Origin of the sequence: Streptomyces sp. FXJ1.172 (genome assembly GCF_001636945.3) — a bacterium.
Classification (GTDB): Bacteria; Actinomycetota; Actinomycetes; order Streptomycetales; family Streptomycetaceae; genus Streptomyces.
In genome coordinates this window covers 7,725,564-7,746,223 of the sequence record NZ_CP119133.2, presented here as the reverse complement: position 1 = coordinate 7,746,223, position 20,660 = coordinate 7,725,564, and the positions used below count along the sequence as shown (strand labels likewise).

Here is a 20,660-nt window from a genome sequence, read left to right as displayed (position 1 = left end):
GCCCCCACCCGCTTGCCGCCGCCACCCGCTTGCCCTCCCTGCCCGCCTGCCCTCCCTGCCCGATGTACGAAGCGTGAAGAGGGGGAAGATAGGGGGTAGACCACTCTCAGCGACAGAGAGGTCGATCGTGGGCACTCACGAGAAGCAGGATGTCGCCCCGCAACGGTTCGACGTGGCCGATGCCGCGCCCCTGCTGCTCGACGCACAGGGTGTGGTGACGAGCTGGACCCGCGATGCCCAGCGGCTGCTGACGTACACGGCCGCCGAGGTGGTGGGCACCCGGGTGACCGGCCTGCTGTCCGCCGAGGACGCCGCGCGGGTGCCCGAGCTGGCCGAGCAGTGCCGCAGGGACGGCGGCTGGGCGGGGCTGCTGACCGCACGGCGCAAGGACGGGCAGCCGGTGCGGGTGATGGTGCGGATCACTCCCGCGGTGGAACCCGGCGGCGCACCGCACTGGCTGGTGCTGCTCAGCGACATGTCCGGGGCACGCGGCTGGGACATGAGCCGTGCGGTGCTGGAGCAGATGGTGACCGACTCCCCCGTCGGCATAGCGATCGTGGACACCGATCTGCGGTGCGTCTGGTCGAACGCGGCCCTGGAACGGTTCGGCGGCGGCCCCCCGCGAGAGCGGCTGGGACTGCGGCTGTCGCAGATCCAGCCGGGCATCGACGCCGCGAGCATCGAGACGCAGATGCGGCAGGTGCTGGCGACCGGGCGGCCGGTGGTCGGCTACGAGCACGTGGGCCGGGTGCGGTCGGCGCCGCACCGCGAGATGGCGCACATGATGTCGTTCACCCGCCTGGACGACGACCGGGGCCGCCCGGTGGGCGTGTACTACACCGTCGTCGACATCACCGAACGGCACCGCGCCCGGCAGCGGCTCGCCCTGCTCGACCGGGCCGGCGAACAGATCGGACGCACCCTGGACATCGCGCGGACCGCGCAGGAACTGGCGGACGTGGCCGTGCAGGACTTCGCCGACTTCGTCTGCGTGGATCTGCTGGAGTCCGTGCTGCGGGGCGGGGAGCCCGAGCCGGGGCCGGTCGGCGACATGAACGGGGTGCCGCTGCGGCGGGCCGGGCAGCAGTCGGTGATCCCCGGGGTCCCGGAGGCCGTCGTCGGGATCGGCGAGGTCGCCACGTACCTCGCCGGATCGCCCCCGATCCGCTGTCTGACCACGGGCCGTTCCTGGCGCGAGGAGCGGCTCGACCCGCTGGCCCGGGAGTGGGCGGCGGACGTCCCCGGCGACCGGGAGGCGACCTTCCTGGAGCTGGGCCTGCACAGCGTGATGATCGTGCCGGTCCGCGCGCGAGGCGTCACGCTGGGCGTCACGACCTTCTTCCGGCGCCACCGTCAGGAGCCGTTCGACGCGGACGACCTCAGTCTCGCCGAGGACCTGGTGTCCCGGGCGGCGGTCTGCGTGGACAACGCCCGCCGCTACACCCGTGAGCGGGACGCGGCCCTGGTCCTCCAGCGCAGTCTGCTGCCGCACCGGATGCCCGAGCAGGGCGCGGTGGAGGTGGGCGCCTGCTACCGCCCGGCCGACGAGCTGACCGGTCTCGGCGGCGACTGGTACGACCTCATCCCGCTGTCCGGGGCCCGGGTGGCGCTGATCGTGGGCGAGGTACCGGGGCACGGGATCGACGCCGCCGCGGCCATGGGCCGGCTGCGCACCGCCGTACGCACCCTCGCGGCACTGGACCTGCCGCCCGAGGAGGTCCTCGCGCACCTGGACGACCTGGTGGCGCGGACCGTCCACGAGGAGGGCGCACGGCCCCCGGGCGCAGGCGACCGGGCGGCGGGGCCGGTCTGTGTGTACGTCGTCTACGACCCCGTCGACGGGCAGTGCACGATGGCCGCGGCGGGCCATGCCGCGCCCGCCGTCGTCCGGCCCGACGGCACCGTGAGCTTCGTCGACGTCCCGCAGGGCCCGCCGCTCGGGGTCGGCGGCCCGCCCTTCGAGTCGGTCGAGCTGGCCCTGCCCGAGGGCAGCACCCTGGTCCTGCACACCGACGGGCTGCTGGCCCACGAGGACGGCGAGGCGACCGCGGAGACGGACAACGAGCGGCTGCGCCACGCCCTCGGGAAGCAGGCCGCATCCCTGGACCTGCGCTGCCGGTCCGTGATCGACGCCCTGGTCCCGGCCCGGCCGCACGACGACGTCGCCCTGCTGATGGCCCGCACCAGGCTGCTGGACGCCGGCCAGGTCGCCGACTGGGACCTGGCCGCCGACCCCGCCGTGGTCGCCGACGCCCGCAAGGCGGCCGCCCAGCAGCTGGAGGAGTGGGGCATGGAGGAGCTGGCGTTCGTCATCGAACTTGTCGTGAGCGAACTGGTCACCAACGCCATCCGGCACGCGCACGGCCCCATCCGGCTCCGGCTGATCAGGGAGCGCGCCCTGATCTGCGAGGTCTCCGACGGCGGTGCCACCGCACCCCATCTGCGCCATCCGCGCACCACGGACGAGGGCGGCCGCGGGCTGCTGCTGGTCTCGCAGTTCACCGAACGGTGGGGGACCCGCTTCGTCCCCGGAGGGAAGGTCATCTGGGCCGAGCAGTCCCTGACGGATCCGCCCGTCTGACATGCGGAGCGACCAGGTACGTCGTATGACATAGAAAACGGCTGACAAACGGCCGACGAGCGGCTGGCATGGGAAGCGGCGGGGCCTGCGTGATCGCGGCGGATGGGTGGCGGCCATGGACGACACGGCCATCGACTACACGGAAGTGTTCCAGGCACTGCCGGGCATGGTGGCACTGCTGACGCCCGATCTGGTCTACGTGGACGCCAACCGGGAGTTCCTGCGCATGGCCGGGCGCAGCCGTGAGCAGGTGGTGGGGCGCTACCTCTTCGACGTCTTCCCGGACAACCCGAAGGGCGACGGCGCCTCGGGCATGCGCAACCTGGCCGCGTCGCTGAAGCGGGTCGCGGCCACCGGCGAGCGCGACGCCATGGCCCTGCAGCGCTACGACGTCGAGAACCCCGAGCGGCCCGGGGAGTGGGAGGGTCGCTACTGGAGCCCGGTCAACGCGCCGGTGACCGGCCCGGACGGCACGGTGGTACTGCTGGTGCACCGGGTCGAGGAGGTCACCGAGCTGATCCGGGCCCGCGGCGGCCCCACCGGCAGCCGGGCCCGCGTCCTCGAGGCCGAGCTGTACACGCGCGCCCGGGAACTGCAGGAGGTCAACGAACGGCTGCGCCAGGCCCACGCCCGCGAGCGCGAGGTGGCACTCGCCCTGCAGAAGGCGATGCTGCCGGCCCCCCGGCAGGTCGGCAGCCATCGTGCCGCCGTGCGCTACCGGCCCGCGGCCGGCGCGTTGAACGTGTGCGGGGACTGGTACGACATCGTCGACCTGGTGGGCGGCCACCGCATGGGCGTGGCCGTGGGGGACGTGGTCGGGCACGGCCTCGAGGCCGCCGGAGTCATGGGCCAGCTGCGCAGCGCGCTGAGCGCCGCCTGCCGGGTCGCCTCGGGACCGGGCGAGGCGCTGAACGTCCTCGGGCGGTACGCACACGTGGTCGACGGCGCCGAATCGGCCACCGCCGTCTCGACGTTCATCGATTTCGACCACCACGTGATCAGCTACAGCAGCGCGGGGCACCCGCCGCCCGTCCTCGTCCACGCCGACGGCCGCGTGGAGTTCCTCGACCAGGCCACCGACCCGCCGCTCGACGCCCGCCCCGACCCGATCCCGCGGCCCCAGGCCTTCACGGCCTACGCCGAGGGAGCCACCCTCGTCCTCTACACCGACGGCCTGATCGAGCGGCGCGGCGAGGACATCGACACCGGTCTGGCCCGCCTCGCCGACTCCCTCGAGCGCCATCGCCCAAAGGACCCCGAGAGCCTCGCGGACGCCGTCCTGCTGGAACTGCTGCCTCCGGGGGGCGCCACCGACGACACGGCGCTGGTCATCGTGCGCCTGTGAGCCAAAGGGCCCAGGGGTGCGGCGGGGGCCGTGCCGCCGGCACGGCCCCCGCCCGCCTGGCGTCAGTGCGTGCCGAGGAGCTTCTTCATCTCCGTGATCTCGGCGGTCTGCCCCGCGACGACGGTGGCCGCCAGAAGCCGGGCGGGGCCGTAGGCGCCCTTGACCCTCTCGGTGTCGGCCATCTCCACGGCTCCCTGGTGGTGCTCGACCATCAGGGACAGGAACTTGGTGTCGAAGTCCTTGCCGTGGGCCTGCTTCAGCGCGGCCATGTCGCTGTCGCTCACCATTCCAGATGTGCCAGACATCCCGGGCATGCCGGAGTGCCCCGAGTGGTCCATGCCGGCCATGGGCACCTTCTCGCCCCAGGCTCTGAGCCAGCCGGTCATCGTGCGGATCTCGGGGTCCTGCGCCTTCTCGATGCGGCTGGCGAGGTCCTTGACCTGGGCCGAGGACGCCCTGTCGGGCGCCAGCCGGGTCATCTCCAGGGCCTGCTGGTGATGCGGGATCATGTCCTGTGCGAAGGCGACGTCCTGGGCGTTGTGCTTGGTGCCGGCCGACGCGCTCGGGGTGGCGGAGGTGCCGGGGCCGGCATGGCCGCTGGCGTCACCGCCTCCACCGCAGGCGGCGAGGACGAGGACGGCGGTCACGGCGAGCGCGGCCAGGGCGGCACAACGCGTCGAAGTACGAGTGGTCATGCGGGAACTCCTGTGTTTCTCAAGGGATTTCGGGCACGCGTGAGCACGGCCGCGGGGTATCCCCGAAGGGGCGGGCGCGGCCGGGGGGCCTAGGTCCGCAGGACGTGGAGTCCGGCCGGGGATGGAGGGGCGCGGGCGCCGTCCAGTCCCGTGGCCGCACGGGAGCGCGGGCAGGTGTCCGGGGCGTTGGCGGCCACCGGGTCGGGGAGCAGTGCCGGCAGCTGGAGACCGCCGGTCACCACGCCCGACGCACACGCGGCGTCGGCGTGCTGCCGCCGGCCACCGCCGCGGTGCCTGTCACCGCCCGGACAGCCGTCCTGCGCGGTCAGGGCGAGGGGGTGTGCGGCGCGGGCGTGCTCCGTGCGTCCCGGGGCCCCGCCGGACCCCAGCGCGTGCACGCCCAACAGCCCCACGAACAAGGCCAGCACGAGCAGCACGCAGCGCCGCCACGGGGGCGGGTGCGGGGCGTGCCGTCCGGTGCTGATCATCGGGATCAGCGTACGAGCGGCAGCGGCGGGCGGCCGTCGGGGAGCCGCCGCGCGGGTGAGCGAGGCCGGCCGGCCCTGGCGGGTATGAGGGGAGTGTGAGGCGGTTACGTATTGGCTCGACTGCAGACGTACGCGGGCCGGCTCCGCGATCATGACCGGACGACATCGGTGTACCGCCGGGCCCGGCGGAGTGAGGGGCGAGCCGTGTTCTACTACCTGCTCAAGTACGTGTTGCTGGGCCCCCTGCTGAGACTGGTCTTCCGGCCCCGGATCGAGGGCCTGGAGAATGTGCCGGACTCGGGACCCGCGATCGTCGCCGGGAACCATCTGTCGTTCTCCGACCACTTCCTGATGCCGACGATGCTGGGGCGCCGGATCACGTTCCTCGCCAAGGCGGAGTACTTCACCGGGCCGGGGCTCAAGGGCCGGCTCACCGCGTTCTTCTTCCGCAGCGCCGGGCAGATCCCGGTGGACCGCTCGGGCAAGGACGCCGGCCAGGCGGCGATCCGGGAGGGGCTCGGGGTGCTGGGCAGGGGCGAGCTGCTCGGCATCTACCCGGAGGGCACCCGCTCGCACGACGGCAGGCTCTACAAGGGCAAGGTCGGCGTGGCCGTCATGGCGCTGAGGGCCGGGGTGCCGGTGGTGCCGTGCGCGATGATCGGCACCTTCGAGGCCCAGCCGCCCGGCAAGGTCGTCCCGAACATCCACCCCGTCACCATCCGCTTCGGCAAGCCCCTCGACTTCTCCCGATATGCCGGTATGGAGCAGGAGAGGGCGATCCTGCGGGCCGTCACCGACGAGATCATGTACGCCATCCTGACGCTCTCCGAGCAGGAGTACGTCGACGAGTACGCGGCCGTCGTCAAGGAGCGGCAGGCCGCGGAGAAGGGCGAGAAGGAGCGCAGGTTCCCGCGGGCGCCGCTCAGTTGAACACATGGCCGAACACTCCTCTGCCGACGGCAGAACGTCCGGGCCCCGCGCGGCCCCCGCGCCTAGGCTCGCCGTATGAAGAAAGCTGTGGTGATCGGGGCAAGCGGACAGATCGGCCGTCCGGTGGTGGACGCGCTGGCGCGGGACGGCTGGGAGGTGACGGCCGCCTCGCGGGGCGGCGGCAGGGACGCAGGGTGGGACGAGGGGGTACGGACGGCCCGGCTGGACCGCTCCGACGACACGGCTCTGGCGGCGCTCGTCGGCGACGACTGTGACGTGCTGGTCGACGTGGTCGCCTACGACGCCCGGCACGCCCGGCAGTTGACGTCCCTCGCGGGCCGGGTGGGCTCGGCGGTGGTGATCTCCACCGTGTCCGTGTACGAGGACGGGTCCGGACGGAATTTCGACACGCTGGGCGAGCCGGACGGCTTTCCGGCCTTTCCGGTGCCGGTCCAGGAGGCCCAGCAGACCATCGCCCCGGGCGAGACGTCGTACAGCACCAACAAGGCCGCGCTGGAGCGTGAACTGCGCACCGTGGCCGATGAGTTCCCGGTCACCGTGCTGCGGCCGGCCGCGGTGCACGGGCCGTACAGCCCGCTGCCCCGTGAGCTGTACTTCGTGAAGCGGAACCTGGACGGCAGGCGCAGGCGGGTGCTGGCGTACAAGGGCCGGAGCCTGTTCCATCCGTCGAGCGCCCGGAACATCGCGGAACTGGCGCGGCTGGCGGCGGCCCGGCCCGGTACCCGGGTGCTGAACGCCTGTGACGACGAGACGCCGACGGCGGCCGAGATCGGCGCGGCGATCGACGCGGTGATGGGCGTGGAGACGCAGACGTCGTTCCTCGACGGCGCGCCCGAGGGCTCCGTCGGCGGGACGCCGTGGTCGATTCCGCTGCCGGTCGTCTTCGACATGTCCGCCGCGAAGCGGGAGTTGGGCTACCAACCGGTGGTGTCGTACGCCGGGAGCCTGCCGGAGACGGTGGCGTGGCTGACGGAGGCGCTCGCCGAGCGGGACTGGCGGGAGTGCTTCCCGCACTTCGCCGACAGGTACCCGGACCTCTTCGACTACGCGGCCGAGGACGCCTGGTTCGCGGCATGAGCGAGGGGCGGCCGGAAGGTCCGGCCGCCCCTCGTCAGAGTACGTCCCGGTTACGGCTTGGGCGTGGCGTGCGGGCCGCAGGTCACGTCCTCGCCGTCCAGCCTGCCGTCGATCAGGTAGGCGTCGACGCGCTGGTTGATGCAGGGGTTGACCAGGCCGGTCACCCCGTGGGAGCCCGCGTCCTTCTCGGTGATCAGGCGGGAGTCCCTGAAGCGCTTGTGCAGGTCGACGGCGCCCGGGTACGGGGTCGCGGCGTCCCGGGTGGACTGCACGATCAGCACCTGCGGCAGGCCCTTGCCGGTACGCACGTCGACCGGGGTCTGCTGCTTGACCGGCCAGGTGGCGCAGGGCAGGTTCATCCAGGCGTTCGCCCAGGTCATGAACGGGTAGTCCTTGTTGAGCCGGGTGTTGTCCCGGTCCCACTTGTGCCAACTGGTCGGCCACTTGGCGTCGGTGCACTCGACGGCCGTGTAGACGGCGTTGCCGTTCTCGGCGCTGATGTTGCCGGCCGTGTTCGACAGGTTGGGGCCGGCGGCGTCGACGAGCGCCTTCGTGTCACCGGCGAAGTACTTGCTGAACACCGTGGCGACCGGCACCCACGACGAGTCGTAGTACGGAGCGCTCTGGAAGAAGGAGATCAGCTCGGCCGGGCCGACGACCCCGCCGATCGGGTTCTTCTTGGCCGTGGCGCGCAGCTGGAGCCACTTGTCCTGGACGGCGGCGCGGGTGGTGCCGAGGCGGAAGGCGGCGTCGTTCGCGGCGACCCAGTCCTCCCAGTCCTTCCAGCGGCCCTCGAAGGCCACGTCCTGGTTCAGGTTGGCCTGGTACCAGATGTTCTCGCGGGCCGGGTCGACCACGCTGTCGACGATCATCCGGCGCAGGTGGCCCGGGAAGAGCGTGCCGTAGACGGCGCCGAGGTAGGTGCCGTAGGAGACACCGAGGTAGTTGAGCTTCTTCTCGCCCAGGGCCGCGCGGATGACGTCCAGGTCGCGGGCGGTGTTGGGCGTGGTCATCTGCTGGAGCATCGCCCGTCCGGTGCGCTCCAGGCAGCCGTCCGCGTACTGCCGGGCCAGCTTGCGCTGGGCCAGCTTGTCCGCCTCGCTGCCGGGGACCGGGTCCGCCTTCGGGGCCTTCACGAACTCCTGCGGGTCCTCGCAGGAGATGGGCGCCGAGTGGCCGACGCCGCGCGGGTCGAAGCCGACGAAGTCGTAGGCCTTGGCGACGTTCGCCCAGACGGGATTCTTGTTGACGACGCGGGTCGGGAAGCGCATCCCGGAGCCGCCGGGGCCGCCCGGGTTGTAGACGAGCGCGCCCTGGCGCTCGGCCTTGGTGCCGGTGTTGCCGATGCGGTCGACGGCGAGCTTGATCTGCTTGCCGTACGGGTGGGCGTAGTCGAGCGGCACGCTGACCCAGCCGCACTGGATGGGCTTGGCAAAGCCCCAGTCGGCGGGGCAGTCCTGCCAGTTGATGCCCTTCTCGGCGGCGCGGGCGGCCGCGATCTCGGCTCCCTTGGCCTCCCGGTCCTGGCCGGGCCGGCCGGCGGCGCTGGCCGCGGGCGCGGACACCGCGCCGGCGATCAGGGTGGCGGTGACGAGTGCTCCGGCCGAACCGAGCGCCATCAGGCGGCTCTTCGGTCTGTTCTCCCTCAAGAGGGCCCCTCCCCCTACATATGCATCGCTGCGAGTGGTCAGGCGGGGATCCTCTCGGCTGTGAGCCTCCTGAGAACAGGGGGTGTCACCCATCTTTACCAATCCGATAACCGGTTGATCATGTCCCGGTGACCGGTACTCACCTCACTCGGCGAGCAGTACCCGAGCCTCGTCCAGCAGCCGCCTCAGCCGCAGCGCGTCGGGCGCCACCGCGCTGACCAGAGCCGCGGGGCCCGCCAGCGGTATCACGGCAGCGCACTCCCCCAGGGCCCGCGCTCCCGGCGGTCTGTTCGCGAACTCGGGGCGTACGACCACGAGTTGGCCCACCGCCCGGTGTCCCGCCAGCACGGCCGGGCCGTCCCAGCCGCCCGGGGCGCCGGGGCCGCAGGACAGTTCCTGGTCCAGGACGGTCCGGCCCGCGATGCGCACCGTCAGCCGGCTGGTGAGCCGCCCGGGCTGCTCCCCCGCCCGGCCCAGCACCTGCTCCTCGCGCAGCACGAGCCGGGCGCCGGCGGCGAGTTCGGCGCGGGTGGTGACGTACAGGTCGCTGCCGGCGGCCGAGATCAACTGCTCGGGCAGCCAGTGCAGTTCGGCGCCGTCGGCCACGTCGAGCCGGACGTCGTAACCGGCCTCGCGCTTGGTCTGGCCGGGCAGCGCGATGGTGGCGGCGGCCGAGCCGACGTGCAGCCGGGCGCCTTCCGCCACGCTCGCCGTGAGCGTGAAGCGGTCGCCGCCGAGCGGGCCGCTCATCGCGCCGACGACCATCACCCTGGCCCCGGCGCCAGCGGCCCGGGTGCGGCGCAGGGCCAGCGGGCCGTCGCCGTCCAGCACGGGCAGGACGGTTCCGCCGCGTCCGTCGGCGCGGGCGACGATCTTCGCGTGCGCCCGGACGCCGGTGGCGGTCACGCCGTCCACGCGGCGAGCCGCTCGCGCACCCAGGCGGCCACGCCGGCGACCCCGCCCTCCTCGCGCAACGACTGGAAGACGACCGGGAGCCCGGCCCGCTGCGCCTCGGCGTCGGCGGCCATCCGCTCGAGGTCGGAGCCGACGTACGGCGCGAGGTCGGTCTTGTTGACCACGAGCAGGTCGGCGGTGGTGACGCCCGGGCCGCCCTTGCGCGGGATGTCGTCGCCGCCGGCCACGTCGATCACGAAGATCTGCGCGTCCACGAGCCCCTTGGAGAAGGTCGCGGTGAGGTTGTCCCCGCCGGACTCGACGAGGATCAGGTGCAGCGGACCGACCTCGTCCTCCAGGTCCTCCACGGCCTCGAGGTTGGCGGAGATGTCGTCGCGGATCGCGGTGTGCGGACAGGCGCCGGTCTCCACGGCGGTGATCCGCTCGGGCGGCAGCACGGCCTCGCGGAGCAGGAACTCGGCGTCCTCGCGGGTGTAGATGTCGTTGGTGACGACGGCGAGGGACAACTCGTCGCGCAGTGCCCGGCACAGCGCGGCGACGGTGGCGGTCTTCCCGGATCCGACGGGTCCGCCGAGCCCGATGCGCAGTGCGCGCCGCGAGCCGTCGGGCCGGTGCGCGTCCGCGCTGACGGCGGCGGCACCGGAGTGGGAGTGGTCGAGGTGCATGGGTACGGCTCCTGTGGTGCGCGAGGCCGGGCGGGGCGGCCAGGTGGGCGGCCGGGAGAGGACCGGGGCGGTCACTTCCCGGCCGGGCGAGTGGGGTGGTGGGCGGGGGCGGTCATGACGCGAACAGCCGCACCGGCCAGGCGGCGTGTGCCTCCGCCATGACCTCCAGCAGCGGTGCCGAAGCCGCGGGCAGGGCATCGACACCCTGGTCGGCCACCCGCCTCGCCGCCTCCACCGCCGCGTCCGCGACGTGGTCCAGCTCGGGGGCCAGCCGGGCCAGGGCACCCGTCGCGTCGAACGGGTCCAGGCTCAGCAGCCGCACGGTCGCCGTCGCCGGCCCGCTCACGCTCTCGTACGCCGCGCAGTACGCCGCGTCGTCCGGACCCAGTCCGGCCGCGCGCGCGGCCAGCCCGAGCACCACCGGCTGATGGGCTCCCCTCGGGAACTCCCGTGCCAGCGCGTCGAGTTCGGCCGACGTCCAGGCCGCGCGCGCGGCCCGCAGCAGCTGCCGGCCGAGCCGGCGCGCGGCGGTCCGCAGGGCGGGGGACGGCGTGCGGGCGTCCGCCGCCGCGTCCAGCTCGCGAGGCTCCACGCCGAGTACGGCAGCCGCCGCGAGGGCGCCCGCGACCAGCCCGGCGGTGTGCAGCCGGCCCCGGCAGAAGTCCTCCAGGCTCGCGGCACCGGTGATGCGGCCCGCCTTGACGGCGGCCTCCGCCCCGCCGGAGTGCGCGTGCCCTCCGGCGGGAAAGCGGCCGTCGGCCAGGACGAGGAGTGCTGCCCTGCTCATCAGAACAGGAAGTAGCGCTGGGCCATGGGCAGTTCGGCGGCCGCGGTCGCCTCCACCAGCTCGCCGTCGATGTGCACGGCGAAACTGTCGGGGTCGATCCGGACGTCGGGCCGGGCGTCGTTCTCACGCATGTCGGCCTTGGTGACCTGCCGCGTGGACTCGATCGCCACGAACCGCTTGCCGAGCCCCAGCCGGTCCGGCAGCCCGTCCTCGATCGCCAACGGGGCGGCGAAGTTCACCGAGTTGGCGGCCGGGGCGCGGCCGATCGCGCCGTACATCGGGCGCGGCAGGATCGGCTGCGGGGTGGGGATGGAGGCGTTGGCATCGCCCATCTGCGCGTACGCGATCTGTCCGCCCTTGAGCACGAGGAGCGGCTTGACGCCGAAGAACGCGGGCTCCCACAGCACGAGATCGGCAAGCTTGCCGGTCTCGACGGAGCCGATCTCGGCGGACAGCCCCTGGGCGAGCGCGGGGTTGATCGTGTACTTCGCGACGTACCGCCGTACCCGCCGGTTGTCGGCGTGCCCGTCGCCCGGCAGCGCGCCGCGCCGCCGCTTCATGACATGCGCCGTCTGCCAGGTACGCAGGATCACCTCGCCGACGCGCCCCATCGCCTGGGAGTCGGAGGAGATGATCGAGATCGCGCCGAGGTCGTGCAGCACGTCCTCCGCGCCGATGGTGGAGGGCCGGATCCGGGACTCGGCGAAGGCCAGGTCCTCGGGGACCGCCGGGTTCAGGTGGTGGCACACCATCAGCATGTCGAGGTGTTCCTCGGCGGTGTTGACGGTGTACGGCCGGGTCGGGTTGGTGGAGCTGGGCAGCACGTTGGACTGCGAGACCACGGTCATGATGTCGGGCGCGTGCCCGCCGCCCGCGCCCTCGGTGTGGTACGAGTGGATGCCCCGGCCCGCGATCGCGGCGAGGGTGTCACCGACGAATCCGGCCTCGTTGAGCGTGTCCGTGTGGATGGCGACCTGGATGCCGGTCCGGTCCGCCACGGTGAGCGCGGCGTCGATGACGGCGGGGGTGGAGCCCCAGTCCTCGTGCAGCTTCAGGCCGGCCGCGCCGCCGCGGATCTGGGAGAGCATCGCCTCGTGGGAGACGGTGTTGCCCTTGCCGAGGAAGCCGACGTTGACCGGGTAGGCCTCCATCGCCTCGAACATCCGGGCGAGATGCCAGGGGCCGGGCGTGACGGTGGTCGCCTTGGAGCCCTCGGCCGGACCGGTGCCGCCGCCGACCAGGGTGGTGATGCCGGAGGCCAGCGCCTCGTCGGCGACCTGGGGGCAGATGAAGTGGACGTGCGCGTCGATGGCACCGGCGGTCAGGATCCGGCCGTTGCCCGCGATGATCTCGGTCTCGGGGCCGATGACCAGGTCGGGATGGACGCCGTCCATCGTGTCGGGGTTGCCGGCCTTGCCGATCGCGGTGATCCGGCCGTCGCGGATGCCGACGTCGGCCTTGACGATCCCCCAGTGGTCGACGATGACGGCCCCGGTGATCACGGTGTCGGGGGTGCCGTCGGCGCGGGTGGCCCGGGACTGCCCCATGGACTCGCGGATGACCTTGCCGCCGCCGAAGACCGCCTCGTCCCCGGAGCTTGCGGGGCCGCCGGAGCGGTCCTCCTCGATCTCGATGAGCAGGTCGGTGTCGGCGAGCCGGATGCGGTCCCCGGCGGTGGGTCCGAAGAGGTCGGCGTAGGCGCCGCGTGCGATCTCAGGCATCGAGGGCACCTCCGGTCTCCCCGCGCAGCCCGGGCACGACGCGGGCGCCGGCGAGGGGGACGAGTTCGACGTCGACGGGGATCCCGGGCTCGAAGCGCACGGCGGTGCCGGCCGCGACGTTGAGCCGCTTGCCGCGTGCCGCGGCACGGTCGAACTCCAGGCCGGGGTTGGCCTCGGCGAAGTGGTAGTGGGAACCGACCTGGACGGGCCGGTCGGCGGAGTTGAGCACGGTCAGCCGGGTGATCTCACGACCGGCGTTGAAGACGACGGGGTCGTCCGCGAACAGGACCTCTCCGGGAATCATCGCGGCCCCCTCAGATGATCGGCTCGTGGACGGTGACGAGCTTGGTGCCGTCCGGGAAGGTGGCCTCCACCTGGACGTCGTGGATCATCTCCGCGATGCCGTCCATGACGTCGTCCCTGGTGAGGAGCTTGCGGCCGGAGGACATCAGCTCGGCGACCGTACGGCCGTCCCGCGCGCCCTCGAGGATGTGCGACGTGATGAGGGCGACCGCCTCCGGGTGGTTGAGCCTGAGCCCGCGGGCCCGGCGCTTCTCGGCCACGTCGGCCGCCACATGGATCAGCAGTCGCTCTTGCTCGTGCGGGGTCAGTTGCACGTCCCACCTCACAGTCCTTGCTCCGGACCGTGCGGGGTCCGGTTGCCGCTGCCATCACGACGGGATAGGTGTAACACACAGACAAATCCCCGGATCGTCTCAATCCGGGCGGAAAAACCCCTGATGGCGTGGATCGGCAGGTTAGTTCGCCGGAGTTTCAACGACGTTAAACCAGACCTTGATCCGGCAATGACCGCGCAATGGGACCCGCGATACCCGCGCGCGTCAGGACACGCCGGGACCCCGATGCTCGGCGGCGATCCCGAACCGCTGCTGTTCGCGCGAGGCGGAACCGGCCTCGCGGATGCTCGAGACCGAGGTGACGACCCGCTCCTCGGCCGGCTCTTCGCCGAGCTGGTCCAGCCGCTCCAGATCGGCGGCCGAGACCAGCGCGACCAGCGGCTTTCCATGCCGGGTCACGACGACGCGCTCGCCGCCGTACACCACCCGGTTGATCAGGTCGGCGAGTTCAGCCCTGGCTTGCGTCACCGGAATCTCGTAGGCCATGACCCCATTCTAACGTCACGTACATCCTGTACATTTTTTACAGAGGGCGGGCCGCGCCAGGCCGCGCCCACGAGGAGGGGTATGTCCATGTTCAGTGCATCCGCCCGTTACGTCCTGCCGGAATTCACCGAGCGCACCAGCAGCGGCGCACGCACGCTCGATCCCTACGGCAAGCTCTTCGAGGACCGGATCGTCTTCCTCGGCACCCCGCTCGACGACACGGCGGCCAACGACGTGATGGCCCAGTTCATGTACCTCGAACACGCGGCCCCCGAGCGGGACATCACGCTCTACATCAACTCCCCCGGCGGCACCTTCCAGGCGATGACCGCGATCTACGACACGCTGCGCTACGTCAGTTGCGACGTGGCGACCTACTGCCTGGGCCAGGCGGCCTCCTACGCCGCGCTGCTGCTCGCGGCCGGCACCCCGGGCAAGCGGTTCGCCCTGCCCGGCGCGCGCATGGTGCTCGAGCAGCCCCAGCTGGCCGAGCCGGTCCAGGGCCAGCCCAGCGACCTCCTCATCCAGGCCGAGGAGTTGGCCCGGATGCGGGCGCTGACGGAGGAGATGCTCGTGCGGCACACCGGGCGCACGGCGGAGCAGGTGCACGCGGACCTGGAACGGGACACGGTGCTGGACGCCCCGGCGGCCCTCGCCTACGGCCTGGTGGACGGCATCGTGCCCAGCCGGCGGAGCATGCCCGGCGCACCGGACGCGAGGTGAGCCGGCGATGCTTCCGGAACTGCCGCCACTGCCCGCGCTGACGCGCGCCGAGGGCGATCTGATCGACCGGTACCTGGAGACGGCGGACCTGCTGGGCAGGATCAATCCCGCCGGCGGCGGAGACACCTACCGCGGTCTGCGCGCGGCCCAGGCCCTGGTCCGCAAGGCCGCAGAGCTGCGCGACGCCCTCGCGCTGATGCACCAGCGGGGCGAGGCGGAGCTGCACGGGGACACGCTGGCACGGGCGTTGCGGGTGCTGGACGGTGAGCGCCGCACTGCGCGCGTCGCGCTCCCGCCCGACGGCGTCGGCTGATCCGGACGCCGCGGCGGCCCGACGGGACCGCGGTGTCGACACTTGCCGTTCAGGCCCGACGCGAAACGGTCCGAACGACGTACCCCCGACCGGCGTACGACCAGGTCGTTTTCCGGTTTTTCCTACGTGCGCACGGTGCCGGTGCGGAGATCACGCGAATACGCATCGCCCCAGGTCGGAGGCTACGTAAGGAATTTGACGATGCCTCGAACGCAGTACTGTCCACCCGAACGGGTGAGTGGTGAGTAACGCCACAAATCCACGGTTCCGTTGGGATTTTCCGACTGTCGTGGGTGAAGATCCCTGACTGACGACAAGCCCCCGCCACGGCGGCGGGGCGATCCGGGTGGACGCCGAGTCCTGCCGCCGCCCGGATGACGGGTCGACAGGAGTGGATCGGCAGGAGTGGAGGACCCGAGCAAGGCGGGTCGCCGGAGCGGATGTTCGTCTGTGCGTCACGGGCAGACGGCCGGAGGTTCCGAGCAGCCCTTGGGGTGAAGCCGCGGCAACGCGGCCGGGCAACTTCGCCAGCCCGAATCCGACAGGTCATCCTTCACAGGCGGCTGACGAAGGGTTGCGCATGACTGCGCTCAATCGTGTCCCGTCGCTCATGGCCCGGGCCGGCACGGCCTCGGCCCTCACCCTTGCCGCCGTCGGCGGCTCGATCGTGGTCCCGGGTCTCGCCACCGACGCCTCGGCCGCGAGCCTCGCGACGAGGGCGCTGCAGATCGCGGCCTCCAAGAAGGGCTCCCCGTACCAGTACGGGGCCACCGGGCCGCGCCGCTTCGACTGCTCGGGGCTGACGCTCTACTCGTTCAAGAAGGCGGGCAAGACCCTGCCGCGCACCGCCGCCGCGCAGTACAACAAGACCCACCACATCTCCGCCGGCAGCCGCAAGGCCGGTGACCTGGTGTTCTTCCACTACGGCTCGAACGTCTACCACGTCGGCATCTACGCCGGCCACAACAACATCTGGCACGCGCCGAGGACCGGGGACGTGGTGCGGCTCCAGAAGATCTGGACCAAGAGCGTCTGGTACGGCCGGGTCAGCTGACCTGCCGTCAGGCCAGGAGCGGCTCCAGCAGCAGGGCCGCTCCCAGGACCGTCAGCGCCACCCCGGTGCCCGCCTGGAGCCCACGGGCGGCCCGGGGCCGGCGCAGCCATCGGCCCAGCCGGTCCACGAGCAGGGCGACCGCCTGGAACCACACGAACGCCAGCGTGAACACGATCAGCGCGAGCAGCAGTGTCCTGGGCAGCGCGTGGCTCCCGGCCGGCACGAACTGCGGCAGCAGGCTGAGGAAGGTCAGCGAGGCCTTGGGGTTGAGGACGTTGGTGACGAAGCCCTGCCGCAGCGGGTGCGCGGCCTCGGCCACCGGCTCCCCGGGGCCCTGGGCGGCCCGCCGCAGTGATGCCAGCGTGCGCACGCCGAGGTAGAGCACATACGCGCCGCCCAGCAGCTGCAGCGTCCGGAACAGCGCGGGCACGGCCACCAGCACGGCCGCGACGCCGACCACCGCCAGGGTGGCGTGCACCAGCAGCCCGCCCGCGATACCGAGCCCGCAGACCGCGCCGGCCCGGCGCGAGACGAGCGCGTTGCGGACGACCACGGTGAAGTCGGCGCCGGGCATGGCCACCAGGCCCGCGGCGATCCCGGTGAAGGCGATGAGCTGTCCGTCCATGCCGCCAGCGTGCCCCACCGAAGCCTTCAGCAGGTATTTGGAATCTGCACCGTGAGCCTTAAGCGTTGCTTTAGGCTAAACCCATGTACGACCCCACCCGGCTGGCCGCGCTCGTGGCGGTCGCGGAGGCCGGCTCGATCACCCGGGCCGCCGACCGGCTCGGCTACACCCCGCCCGCGCTCTCCCAGCAGCTGGCCAAGCTGGAGCGGGAGGCGGGCACGGCGCTGCTGGTCCGCCACCACCGCGGTGCCCGGCTGACCGAGGCGGGCGAGATGCTGGTGGCGCGGGCCCGGCGGGTGCTGGACGAGCTGGATCAGGCCCGGCACGAACTGGCCCGGCTGACCGGTCTCAGCGGCGGCACCCTGCGGCTCGGTACCTTCCCCACCGCGGGCGTCCATCTGCTGCCGCCCGCGCTGAGCGCGTTCCGCCGGGCCCATCCCGACGTGACGCTGTCGGTCGCCGACTACGACCCGCCGTCCGGGGTCATGGCGGTGGCGGCCGGCGAGGTGGACGTGGCGCTGACCCACACCTACCACCCGGCCGAGCCCGCACCCGTGCCCTCGTCGGTACGGCTGGAGCCGGTGCTGGTGGAGGAGCTGGTGCTGGTGACCGCCCCCGGACACGCCCTGAGCAGTGCGGCCTCCCGGCTGCCGCTGGCGGAACTGGCCGGGCAGCCGCTGATCAGCATGGCGCCGCACCATCCGGCCCGGCGGGACATCGAGGCGCTGCTCGCCCGGGCGGGCGCCGCACCGGCGCTGCTGGTGCCGACACCGGGGTACGCGGTGGTGTGCGCGCTCGTCAGCGCGGGGCTCGGGGTGGCCGTCGTACCGGAGATGGTGGCCCGCACAGCGGCCACACCGGTCGGCGTACGTCCTCTGGAGGCGGGCCGGCTGCACCGGACGATCTCGGTGGCCCATCGCGCGGACGAGACGTCCCCGGCGGCGGCCGCGTTCCGGGCGCTGCTGCGGGGTGCTTTCGGACGGGCGGGACGCTAGCCCGTCGGCACCGCCCAGGGAAGTTCGATGAAGACCGTCTTGCCGCCCTCGCGGGTGGGGCGGATGCGGAGCTTTCCGCCGCACTCGGCGGTGAGCCAGCGGATGATGACCATGCCGCGGCCGTTGTCCTGCTGGACGGCGGCAGGCAGTCTCTTCGGGAAGCGGGGATGACTGTCCGTGACGCCGATGCGCAGGTGTTCGTCATGGTGCAGCGCGATGTCGACCGTGAAGGTGGGTGACTGACCGAAGGTGTGCTGTACGGCGTTCGTGGCGAGTTCGGAGATGATGAGCCGCACGGTGTCGGCTGCTTCGGTGTCCGAGGGCAGGCCCCATTCCGCCAGGGTGCCCACGACGTACGAGCGGGCCGCGGAGACCGAGGCGGGATCGCTCGGCAGAGTGACGGATGCTTCCAGATGGTCTGCCATGGCGACGCCGTCCCTTTCCCGCGGGATCGCACCGACAAGGAGCGGATGGTTCGAGTACGGTCCCGGACTGGTGCTTGTTCGTCAGCCTGCCATCACCGGGCCGGTCACGGGGAGCGATCCACCAAGATATGCATATATCTGTCGCCCAATGCGGTGAACTCTGCGACGCGAGACCGTATTTGGGCCGTCCAGAAGGAGTAAGGAGAAGCCCATGCAGAACGGGCCGGCGGTGCGGCGCCGTAAATTGGGCGCCGAACTGCGCATGCTGCGGACCGGTGCTGGGCTCACGAGCGGTGAGGCGGCTCGGCTGGTCGGCTGGCACCAGTCGAAGGTGAGCCGTATCGAGACCGGTGCCAGCGGGGTGAAACCAGCCGATCTGCGTTCGCTGCTGGACGCCTACGGGGTGCGGGACGGGCATCTGCGCGAGTTACTGCTGATGCTGGTCGGCACCGAGGAGGCGGGCGACCGGCACCGCTGGTGGCACGCCTACCGCGGGGTACTGCCGCCCACGTACCGGGATTTCATCAGCCTGGAGTCGCAGGCCAGCGCGATGCGCACCCTGGAGACCACGGTGGTGCCGGGTCTGCTCCAGACCCCGGAGTACGCCCGCGCGGTGACCCGGGCGGCCGTGCACGGACTGGACGAGGAGCGCCTGGACGCGCTGGTGGAGGTGCGGCTGGCCAGGCAGGACGTGCTGCGTTCACAGCCGCCGCTGGAGCTGTGCGCGGTGCTGGACGAGGCGGTGCTGCGGCGCGAGGTCGGCGGCCCCGAGGTGATGACCCGGCAGCTGGCCCGGCTGATGGAGGCCGCCCGGCTGCCCCAAGTGCGGCTGCAGGTACTGCCATTCGGGGCCGGAGCCCATGTGGGCCTCACCGGGCCTTTCGTTATTTTCTCATTTCCGAGCACTTCTGATCTGGACGTGGTTGTTCTCGACCAGTTGACGAGTAGCCTCTACCTGGAGCGGAAAGAAGACCTCATGGCCTACTCCGAGGCCTTCGCCACTCTTCAGTTCCACGCCCTTTCCCCCGAGGACTCGTTGGACTACATCGCCGGGATAGGCGACGGCGCGTAAGGAGGCACGCCCCCCATGTCAGCACTGCCTCGGAACGTCCCTGCCAGTACCGACCTGCACGACGTGCGCTGGCTGCGCAGCAGCTACAGCACGGGAGCCAACAACTGCGTGGAGACGGCACGGCCGCGCTCCGGCCCCTGGGCCGGACTGCTCGCCGTACGCGACTCCAAGAGCCCGGCCGGACCCGCGCTGCTCTTCTCCGCCGGCAGCTGGGCTGAGTTCGTCACCACCATCTGAACCGCGACTCGAACCGTCATCCGATCAAAACCGGTCACATGTCATCAGTTTCGGGTGAAGCACGGCCGTGTCACGCCGACTCATGGTCGCGTTTCGCCGATGACCCGTACAGCGCGTTCGATCTCTGCCCCGGACAGGTCCGCGCGGGCGGTCAGCCTCAGCCGTGAGACGCCGTCGGGCACGGAAGGAGGACGGAAGCAGCCCACGGCCAGCCCTGCCGTACGGCAGTCGGCCGCCCAGCGCACCGCCTGCTCCGGGGACGGAGCCCGCACGGAGACCACCGCGGCGTCCGGACGCACCGCCTCCAGACCCGCGGCGGTCAGCCGTGCGTGCAGCTCCGCGGCCACCTCCCGGGCCCGCGCCGCGCGCTGCGGTTCCCGCACGAGCAGCCGCAGCGCCGACAGGGCCGCACCGGCCGCCGCCGGGGCCAGGCCCGTGTCGAAGATGAAGGTCCGGGCAGCGTTGACCAGGTGGTCGATCACCCGCGCCGGTCCCAGCACCACCCCGCCCTGACTGCCCAGCGACTTGGACAGGGTGGCCGTGACCACCACGTCCGCGGCGCCCGCGAGCCCGGCCGCGTACGGCGCGCCCCGGCCCCCCTCGCCCAGCACCCCGAGCCCGTGCGCGTCGTCCACCACCAGCCCGGCGCCGTGCTCCCGGCAGGCCTCGGCCAGCGCGGCCAGCGGTGCCGCGTCGCCGTCCACGGAGAACACCGTGTCGGAGACGACGATGGCCTCACCCTCGTGCGTACCCAGCACCTTGCGCACGGCCTCCGGGTCGGCGTGCCCGACGACCTGCCTGCTGCCCCGGGCGAGCCGGCAGCCGTCGATGAGCGAGGCGTGGTTGCCCGCGTCGGAGACGATCAGTGAGCCGTGCGGGCCGAGCGCCGTGACCGCGGCCAGGTTCGCGGCGTAGCCGGAGGAGAAGACCAGCGCCGCCTCGGATCCGCAGAACGCGGCCAGCTCGCGCTCCAGCTCGGTGTGCAGCTCGGTGGTGCCGGTGACGAGCCGGGAGCCGGTGGACCCGCCGCCCCAGGTCCGGGCGGCCCGGGCCGCCCCCTCGGTGACCTCGGGGTGGTGGGCGAGACCCAGGTAGTCGTTGCTCGCCAGGTCCAGCAGCGGCGAGTCGGCGGGCCGCGGGCGCAGGGTCCGTACGAGTCCGGCGCGGCGGCGCGCCTCGGCCTGGTCGTCGATCCAGCCGAACGCCATGGGTCCTCCG

At 72.3% G+C, this 20,660-nt stretch carries 23 protein-coding genes; 10 read left to right on the top strand and 13 right to left on the bottom strand.

The genetic code is table 11. The annotated features are described in order from the left end of the window. Nucleotides 1-127 precede the first annotated feature (127 nt). Both A6P39_RS34915 and A6P39_RS34910 read left to right on the top strand, forming a co-directional pair. Nucleotides 128-2,581: a SpoIIE family protein phosphatase gene (locus A6P39_RS34915; protein ID WP_067049661.1), complete on the top strand. Its 2,454-nt coding sequence runs from the start codon at nucleotides 128-130 to the stop codon at nucleotides 2,579-2,581. Nucleotides 2,582-2,696: 115 nt separating this feature from the next. Continuing rightward, complete coding sequence (locus A6P39_RS34910; protein WP_067049658.1) at nucleotides 2,697-3,926, top strand: PP2C family protein-serine/threonine phosphatase; 1,230 nt, start codon at nucleotides 2,697-2,699, stop codon at nucleotides 3,924-3,926. Between the two features lie 62 nt (nucleotides 3,927-3,988). Here the strand turns inward: A6P39_RS34910 and A6P39_RS34905 are convergent, their stop codons facing one another. Both A6P39_RS34905 and A6P39_RS34900 read right to left on the bottom strand, forming a co-directional pair. Continuing rightward, nucleotides 3,989-4,621, bottom strand: a complete 633-nt coding sequence (locus A6P39_RS34905; protein ID WP_067049655.1) for a DUF305 domain-containing protein — start codon at nucleotides 4,619-4,621, stop codon at nucleotides 3,989-3,991. 89 nt (nucleotides 4,622-4,710) lie between these two features. Beyond that, nucleotides 4,711-5,109, bottom strand: a complete 399-nt coding sequence (locus A6P39_RS34900) for a DUF6153 family protein (protein WP_067049652.1) — start codon at nucleotides 5,107-5,109, stop codon at nucleotides 4,711-4,713. A 204-nt stretch (nucleotides 5,110-5,313) separates the two neighbouring features. Here A6P39_RS34900 and A6P39_RS34895 point away from each other — a divergent pair, with 204 nt between their 5' ends. Continuing rightward, a complete protein-coding gene (locus A6P39_RS34895) occupies nucleotides 5,314-6,039 on the top strand; it encodes a lysophospholipid acyltransferase family protein (protein WP_067049649.1) in 726 nt (241 codons plus the stop codon). A gap of 75 nt (nucleotides 6,040-6,114) precedes the next feature. Then, entirely contained in the window at nucleotides 6,115-7,137 is a 1,023-nt protein-coding gene (locus A6P39_RS34890; RefSeq protein WP_234379011.1) for an NAD-dependent epimerase/dehydratase family protein, read from the top strand. Nucleotides 7,138-7,187: 50 nt separating this feature from the next. Here A6P39_RS34890 and A6P39_RS34885 read toward each other — a convergent pair whose 3' ends face one another. The 8 genes from A6P39_RS34885 to A6P39_RS34850 form a co-directional block, all read right to left on the bottom strand. After that, complete coding sequence (locus A6P39_RS34885; protein WP_067049643.1) at nucleotides 7,188-8,756, bottom strand: alpha/beta hydrolase; 1,569 nt, start codon at nucleotides 8,754-8,756, stop codon at nucleotides 7,188-7,190. A 174-nt stretch (nucleotides 8,757-8,930) separates the two neighbouring features. Next, complete coding sequence (locus A6P39_RS34880) at nucleotides 8,931-9,701, bottom strand: urease accessory protein UreD (protein ID WP_199840872.1); 771 nt, start codon at nucleotides 9,699-9,701, stop codon at nucleotides 8,931-8,933. After that, nucleotides 9,689-10,366, bottom strand: a complete 678-nt coding sequence (ureG, locus tag A6P39_RS34875) for an urease accessory protein UreG (RefSeq protein WP_067049640.1) — start codon at nucleotides 10,364-10,366, stop codon at nucleotides 9,689-9,691. The genes A6P39_RS34880 and ureG overlap by 13 nt, the downstream gene beginning before the upstream one ends. 112 nt (nucleotides 10,367-10,478) lie before the next feature. Further along, on the bottom strand, nucleotides 10,479-11,153 hold the full coding sequence (locus A6P39_RS34870) for an urease accessory protein UreF (RefSeq protein ID WP_067049637.1): 675 nt from the start codon (nucleotides 11,151-11,153) through the stop codon (nucleotides 10,479-10,481). Next, nucleotides 11,153-12,874 (bottom strand): urease subunit alpha, encoded by a 1,722-nt coding sequence (locus A6P39_RS34865; protein ID WP_067049634.1) that lies wholly within the window; start codon nucleotides 12,872-12,874, stop codon nucleotides 11,153-11,155. Before A6P39_RS34865 ends, A6P39_RS34870 begins: the two co-directional genes overlap by 1 nt. Further along, the gene (locus tag A6P39_RS34860) at nucleotides 12,867-13,178 is read right to left on the bottom strand and encodes an urease subunit beta (RefSeq protein WP_067049631.1); all 312 of its coding nucleotides are present in this window, start codon (nucleotides 13,176-13,178) and stop codon (nucleotides 12,867-12,869) included. The genes A6P39_RS34865 and A6P39_RS34860 overlap by 8 nt, the downstream gene beginning before the upstream one ends. Nucleotides 13,179-13,188: 10 nt before the next feature. Next, nucleotides 13,189-13,491: an urease subunit gamma gene (locus A6P39_RS34855; protein ID WP_067049628.1), complete on the bottom strand. Its 303-nt coding sequence runs from the start codon at nucleotides 13,489-13,491 to the stop codon at nucleotides 13,189-13,191. Nucleotides 13,492-13,716: 225 nt separating this feature from the next. Further along, a complete protein-coding gene (locus A6P39_RS34850; RefSeq protein WP_067049626.1) occupies nucleotides 13,717-13,998 on the bottom strand; it encodes a type II toxin-antitoxin system Phd/YefM family antitoxin in 282 nt (93 codons plus the stop codon). A gap of 87 nt (nucleotides 13,999-14,085) precedes the next feature. Here A6P39_RS34850 and A6P39_RS34845 point away from each other — a divergent pair, with 87 nt between their 5' ends. From A6P39_RS34845 to A6P39_RS34835, 3 genes are all read left to right on the top strand, one after another. Further along, nucleotides 14,086-14,721: an ATP-dependent Clp protease proteolytic subunit gene (locus A6P39_RS34845; RefSeq protein ID WP_067049769.1), complete on the top strand. Its 636-nt coding sequence runs from the start codon at nucleotides 14,086-14,088 to the stop codon at nucleotides 14,719-14,721. 7 nt (nucleotides 14,722-14,728) lie between these two features. Further along, on the top strand, nucleotides 14,729-15,034 hold the full coding sequence (locus A6P39_RS34840; protein ID WP_067049623.1) for a hypothetical protein: 306 nt from the start codon (nucleotides 14,729-14,731) through the stop codon (nucleotides 15,032-15,034). Nucleotides 15,035-15,614: 580 nt separating this feature from the next. Beyond that, a complete protein-coding gene (locus A6P39_RS34835) occupies nucleotides 15,615-16,088 on the top strand; it encodes a C40 family peptidase (RefSeq protein ID WP_067049620.1) in 474 nt (157 codons plus the stop codon). A 7-nt stretch (nucleotides 16,089-16,095) separates the two neighbouring features. On the opposite strand, the gene A6P39_RS34830 is transcribed toward A6P39_RS34835, so the two are convergent. Then, nucleotides 16,096-16,713: a LysE family translocator gene (locus tag A6P39_RS34830; RefSeq protein ID WP_067049617.1), complete on the bottom strand. Its 618-nt coding sequence runs from the start codon at nucleotides 16,711-16,713 to the stop codon at nucleotides 16,096-16,098. Nucleotides 16,714-16,796: 83 nt separating this feature from the next. Between A6P39_RS34830 and A6P39_RS34825 the strand changes: the two genes are divergently transcribed. Continuing rightward, complete coding sequence (locus tag A6P39_RS34825) at nucleotides 16,797-17,708, top strand: LysR family transcriptional regulator (RefSeq protein WP_067049614.1); 912 nt, start codon at nucleotides 16,797-16,799, stop codon at nucleotides 17,706-17,708. Here A6P39_RS34825 and A6P39_RS34820 read toward each other — a convergent pair. Continuing rightward, nucleotides 17,705-18,133 carry an ATP-binding protein gene (locus A6P39_RS34820; RefSeq protein WP_067049612.1) on the bottom strand — a complete coding sequence of 143 codons (429 nt, stop codon included), beginning with the start codon at nucleotides 18,131-18,133 and terminating at the stop codon, nucleotides 17,705-17,707. The two genes, A6P39_RS34825 and A6P39_RS34820, sit on opposite strands and share 4 nt — an antisense overlap. Nucleotides 18,134-18,344: 211 nt before the next feature. Here A6P39_RS34820 and A6P39_RS34815 point away from each other — a divergent pair, with 211 nt between their 5' ends. Next, complete coding sequence (locus tag A6P39_RS34815) at nucleotides 18,345-19,205, top strand: helix-turn-helix domain-containing protein (RefSeq protein ID WP_067049609.1); 861 nt, start codon at nucleotides 18,345-18,347, stop codon at nucleotides 19,203-19,205. A 15-nt stretch (nucleotides 19,206-19,220) separates the two neighbouring features. Next, the gene (locus tag A6P39_RS34810; protein WP_067049606.1) at nucleotides 19,221-19,442 is read left to right on the top strand and encodes a DUF397 domain-containing protein; all 222 of its coding nucleotides are present in this window, start codon (nucleotides 19,221-19,223) and stop codon (nucleotides 19,440-19,442) included. A gap of 80 nt (nucleotides 19,443-19,522) precedes the next feature. Here the strand turns inward: A6P39_RS34810 and A6P39_RS34805 are convergent, their stop codons facing one another. Beyond that, nucleotides 19,523-20,650: an 8-amino-7-oxononanoate synthase gene (locus A6P39_RS34805; RefSeq protein WP_067049603.1), complete on the bottom strand. Its 1,128-nt coding sequence runs from the start codon at nucleotides 20,648-20,650 to the stop codon at nucleotides 19,523-19,525. Nucleotides 20,651-20,660: the final 10 nt, after the last annotated feature.

What these genes read in the sequence shown, in the direction of transcription:
- A6P39_RS34910 (WP_067049658.1), top strand. Translation starts at nt 2,697, where the DNA reads ATGGACGACACGGCCATCGACTACACGGAAGTGTTCCAGGCACTGCCG.
- A6P39_RS34905 (WP_067049655.1), bottom strand. Translation starts at nt 4,621, where the DNA reads ATGACCACTCGTACTTCGACGCGTTGTGCCGCCCTGGCCGCGCTCGCC.
- A6P39_RS34900 (WP_067049652.1), bottom strand. Translation starts at nt 5,109, where the DNA reads ATGATCAGCACCGGACGGCACGCCCCGCACCCGCCCCCGTGGCGGCGC.
- A6P39_RS34890 (WP_234379011.1), top strand. Translation starts at nt 6,115, where the DNA reads ATGAAGAAAGCTGTGGTGATCGGGGCAAGCGGACAGATCGGCCGTCCG.
- A6P39_RS34885 (WP_067049643.1), bottom strand. Translation starts at nt 8,756, where the DNA reads ATGGCGCTCGGTTCGGCCGGAGCACTCGTCACCGCCACCCTGATCGCC.
- ureG (WP_067049640.1), bottom strand. Translation starts at nt 10,366, where the DNA reads ATGCACCTCGACCACTCCCACTCCGGTGCCGCCGCCGTCAGCGCGGAC.
- A6P39_RS34870 (WP_067049637.1), bottom strand. Translation starts at nt 11,153, where the DNA reads ATGAGCAGGGCAGCACTCCTCGTCCTGGCCGACGGCCGCTTTCCCGCC.
- A6P39_RS34865 (WP_067049634.1), bottom strand. Translation starts at nt 12,874, where the DNA reads ATGCCTGAGATCGCACGCGGCGCCTACGCCGACCTCTTCGGACCCACC.
- A6P39_RS34860 (WP_067049631.1), bottom strand. Translation starts at nt 13,178, where the DNA reads ATGATTCCCGGAGAGGTCCTGTTCGCGGACGACCCCGTCGTCTTCAAC.
- A6P39_RS34850 (WP_067049626.1), bottom strand. Translation starts at nt 13,998, where the DNA reads ATGGCCTACGAGATTCCGGTGACGCAAGCCAGGGCTGAACTCGCCGAC.
- A6P39_RS34845 (WP_067049769.1), top strand. Translation starts at nt 14,086, where the DNA reads ATGTTCAGTGCATCCGCCCGTTACGTCCTGCCGGAATTCACCGAGCGC.
- A6P39_RS34840 (WP_067049623.1), top strand. Translation starts at nt 14,729, where the DNA reads ATGCTTCCGGAACTGCCGCCACTGCCCGCGCTGACGCGCGCCGAGGGC.
- A6P39_RS34835 (WP_067049620.1), top strand. Translation starts at nt 15,615, where the DNA reads ATGACTGCGCTCAATCGTGTCCCGTCGCTCATGGCCCGGGCCGGCACG.
- A6P39_RS34830 (WP_067049617.1), bottom strand. Translation starts at nt 16,713, where the DNA reads ATGGACGGACAGCTCATCGCCTTCACCGGGATCGCCGCGGGCCTGGTG.
- A6P39_RS34825 (WP_067049614.1), top strand. Translation starts at nt 16,797, where the DNA reads ATGTACGACCCCACCCGGCTGGCCGCGCTCGTGGCGGTCGCGGAGGCC.
- A6P39_RS34820 (WP_067049612.1), bottom strand. Translation starts at nt 18,133, where the DNA reads ATGGCAGACCATCTGGAAGCATCCGTCACTCTGCCGAGCGATCCCGCC.
- A6P39_RS34815 (WP_067049609.1), top strand. Translation starts at nt 18,345, where the DNA reads ATGCAGAACGGGCCGGCGGTGCGGCGCCGTAAATTGGGCGCCGAACTG.
- A6P39_RS34810 (WP_067049606.1), top strand. Translation starts at nt 19,221, where the DNA reads ATGTCAGCACTGCCTCGGAACGTCCCTGCCAGTACCGACCTGCACGAC.
- A6P39_RS34805 (WP_067049603.1), bottom strand. Translation starts at nt 20,650, where the DNA reads ATGGCGTTCGGCTGGATCGACGACCAGGCCGAGGCGCGCCGCCGCGCC.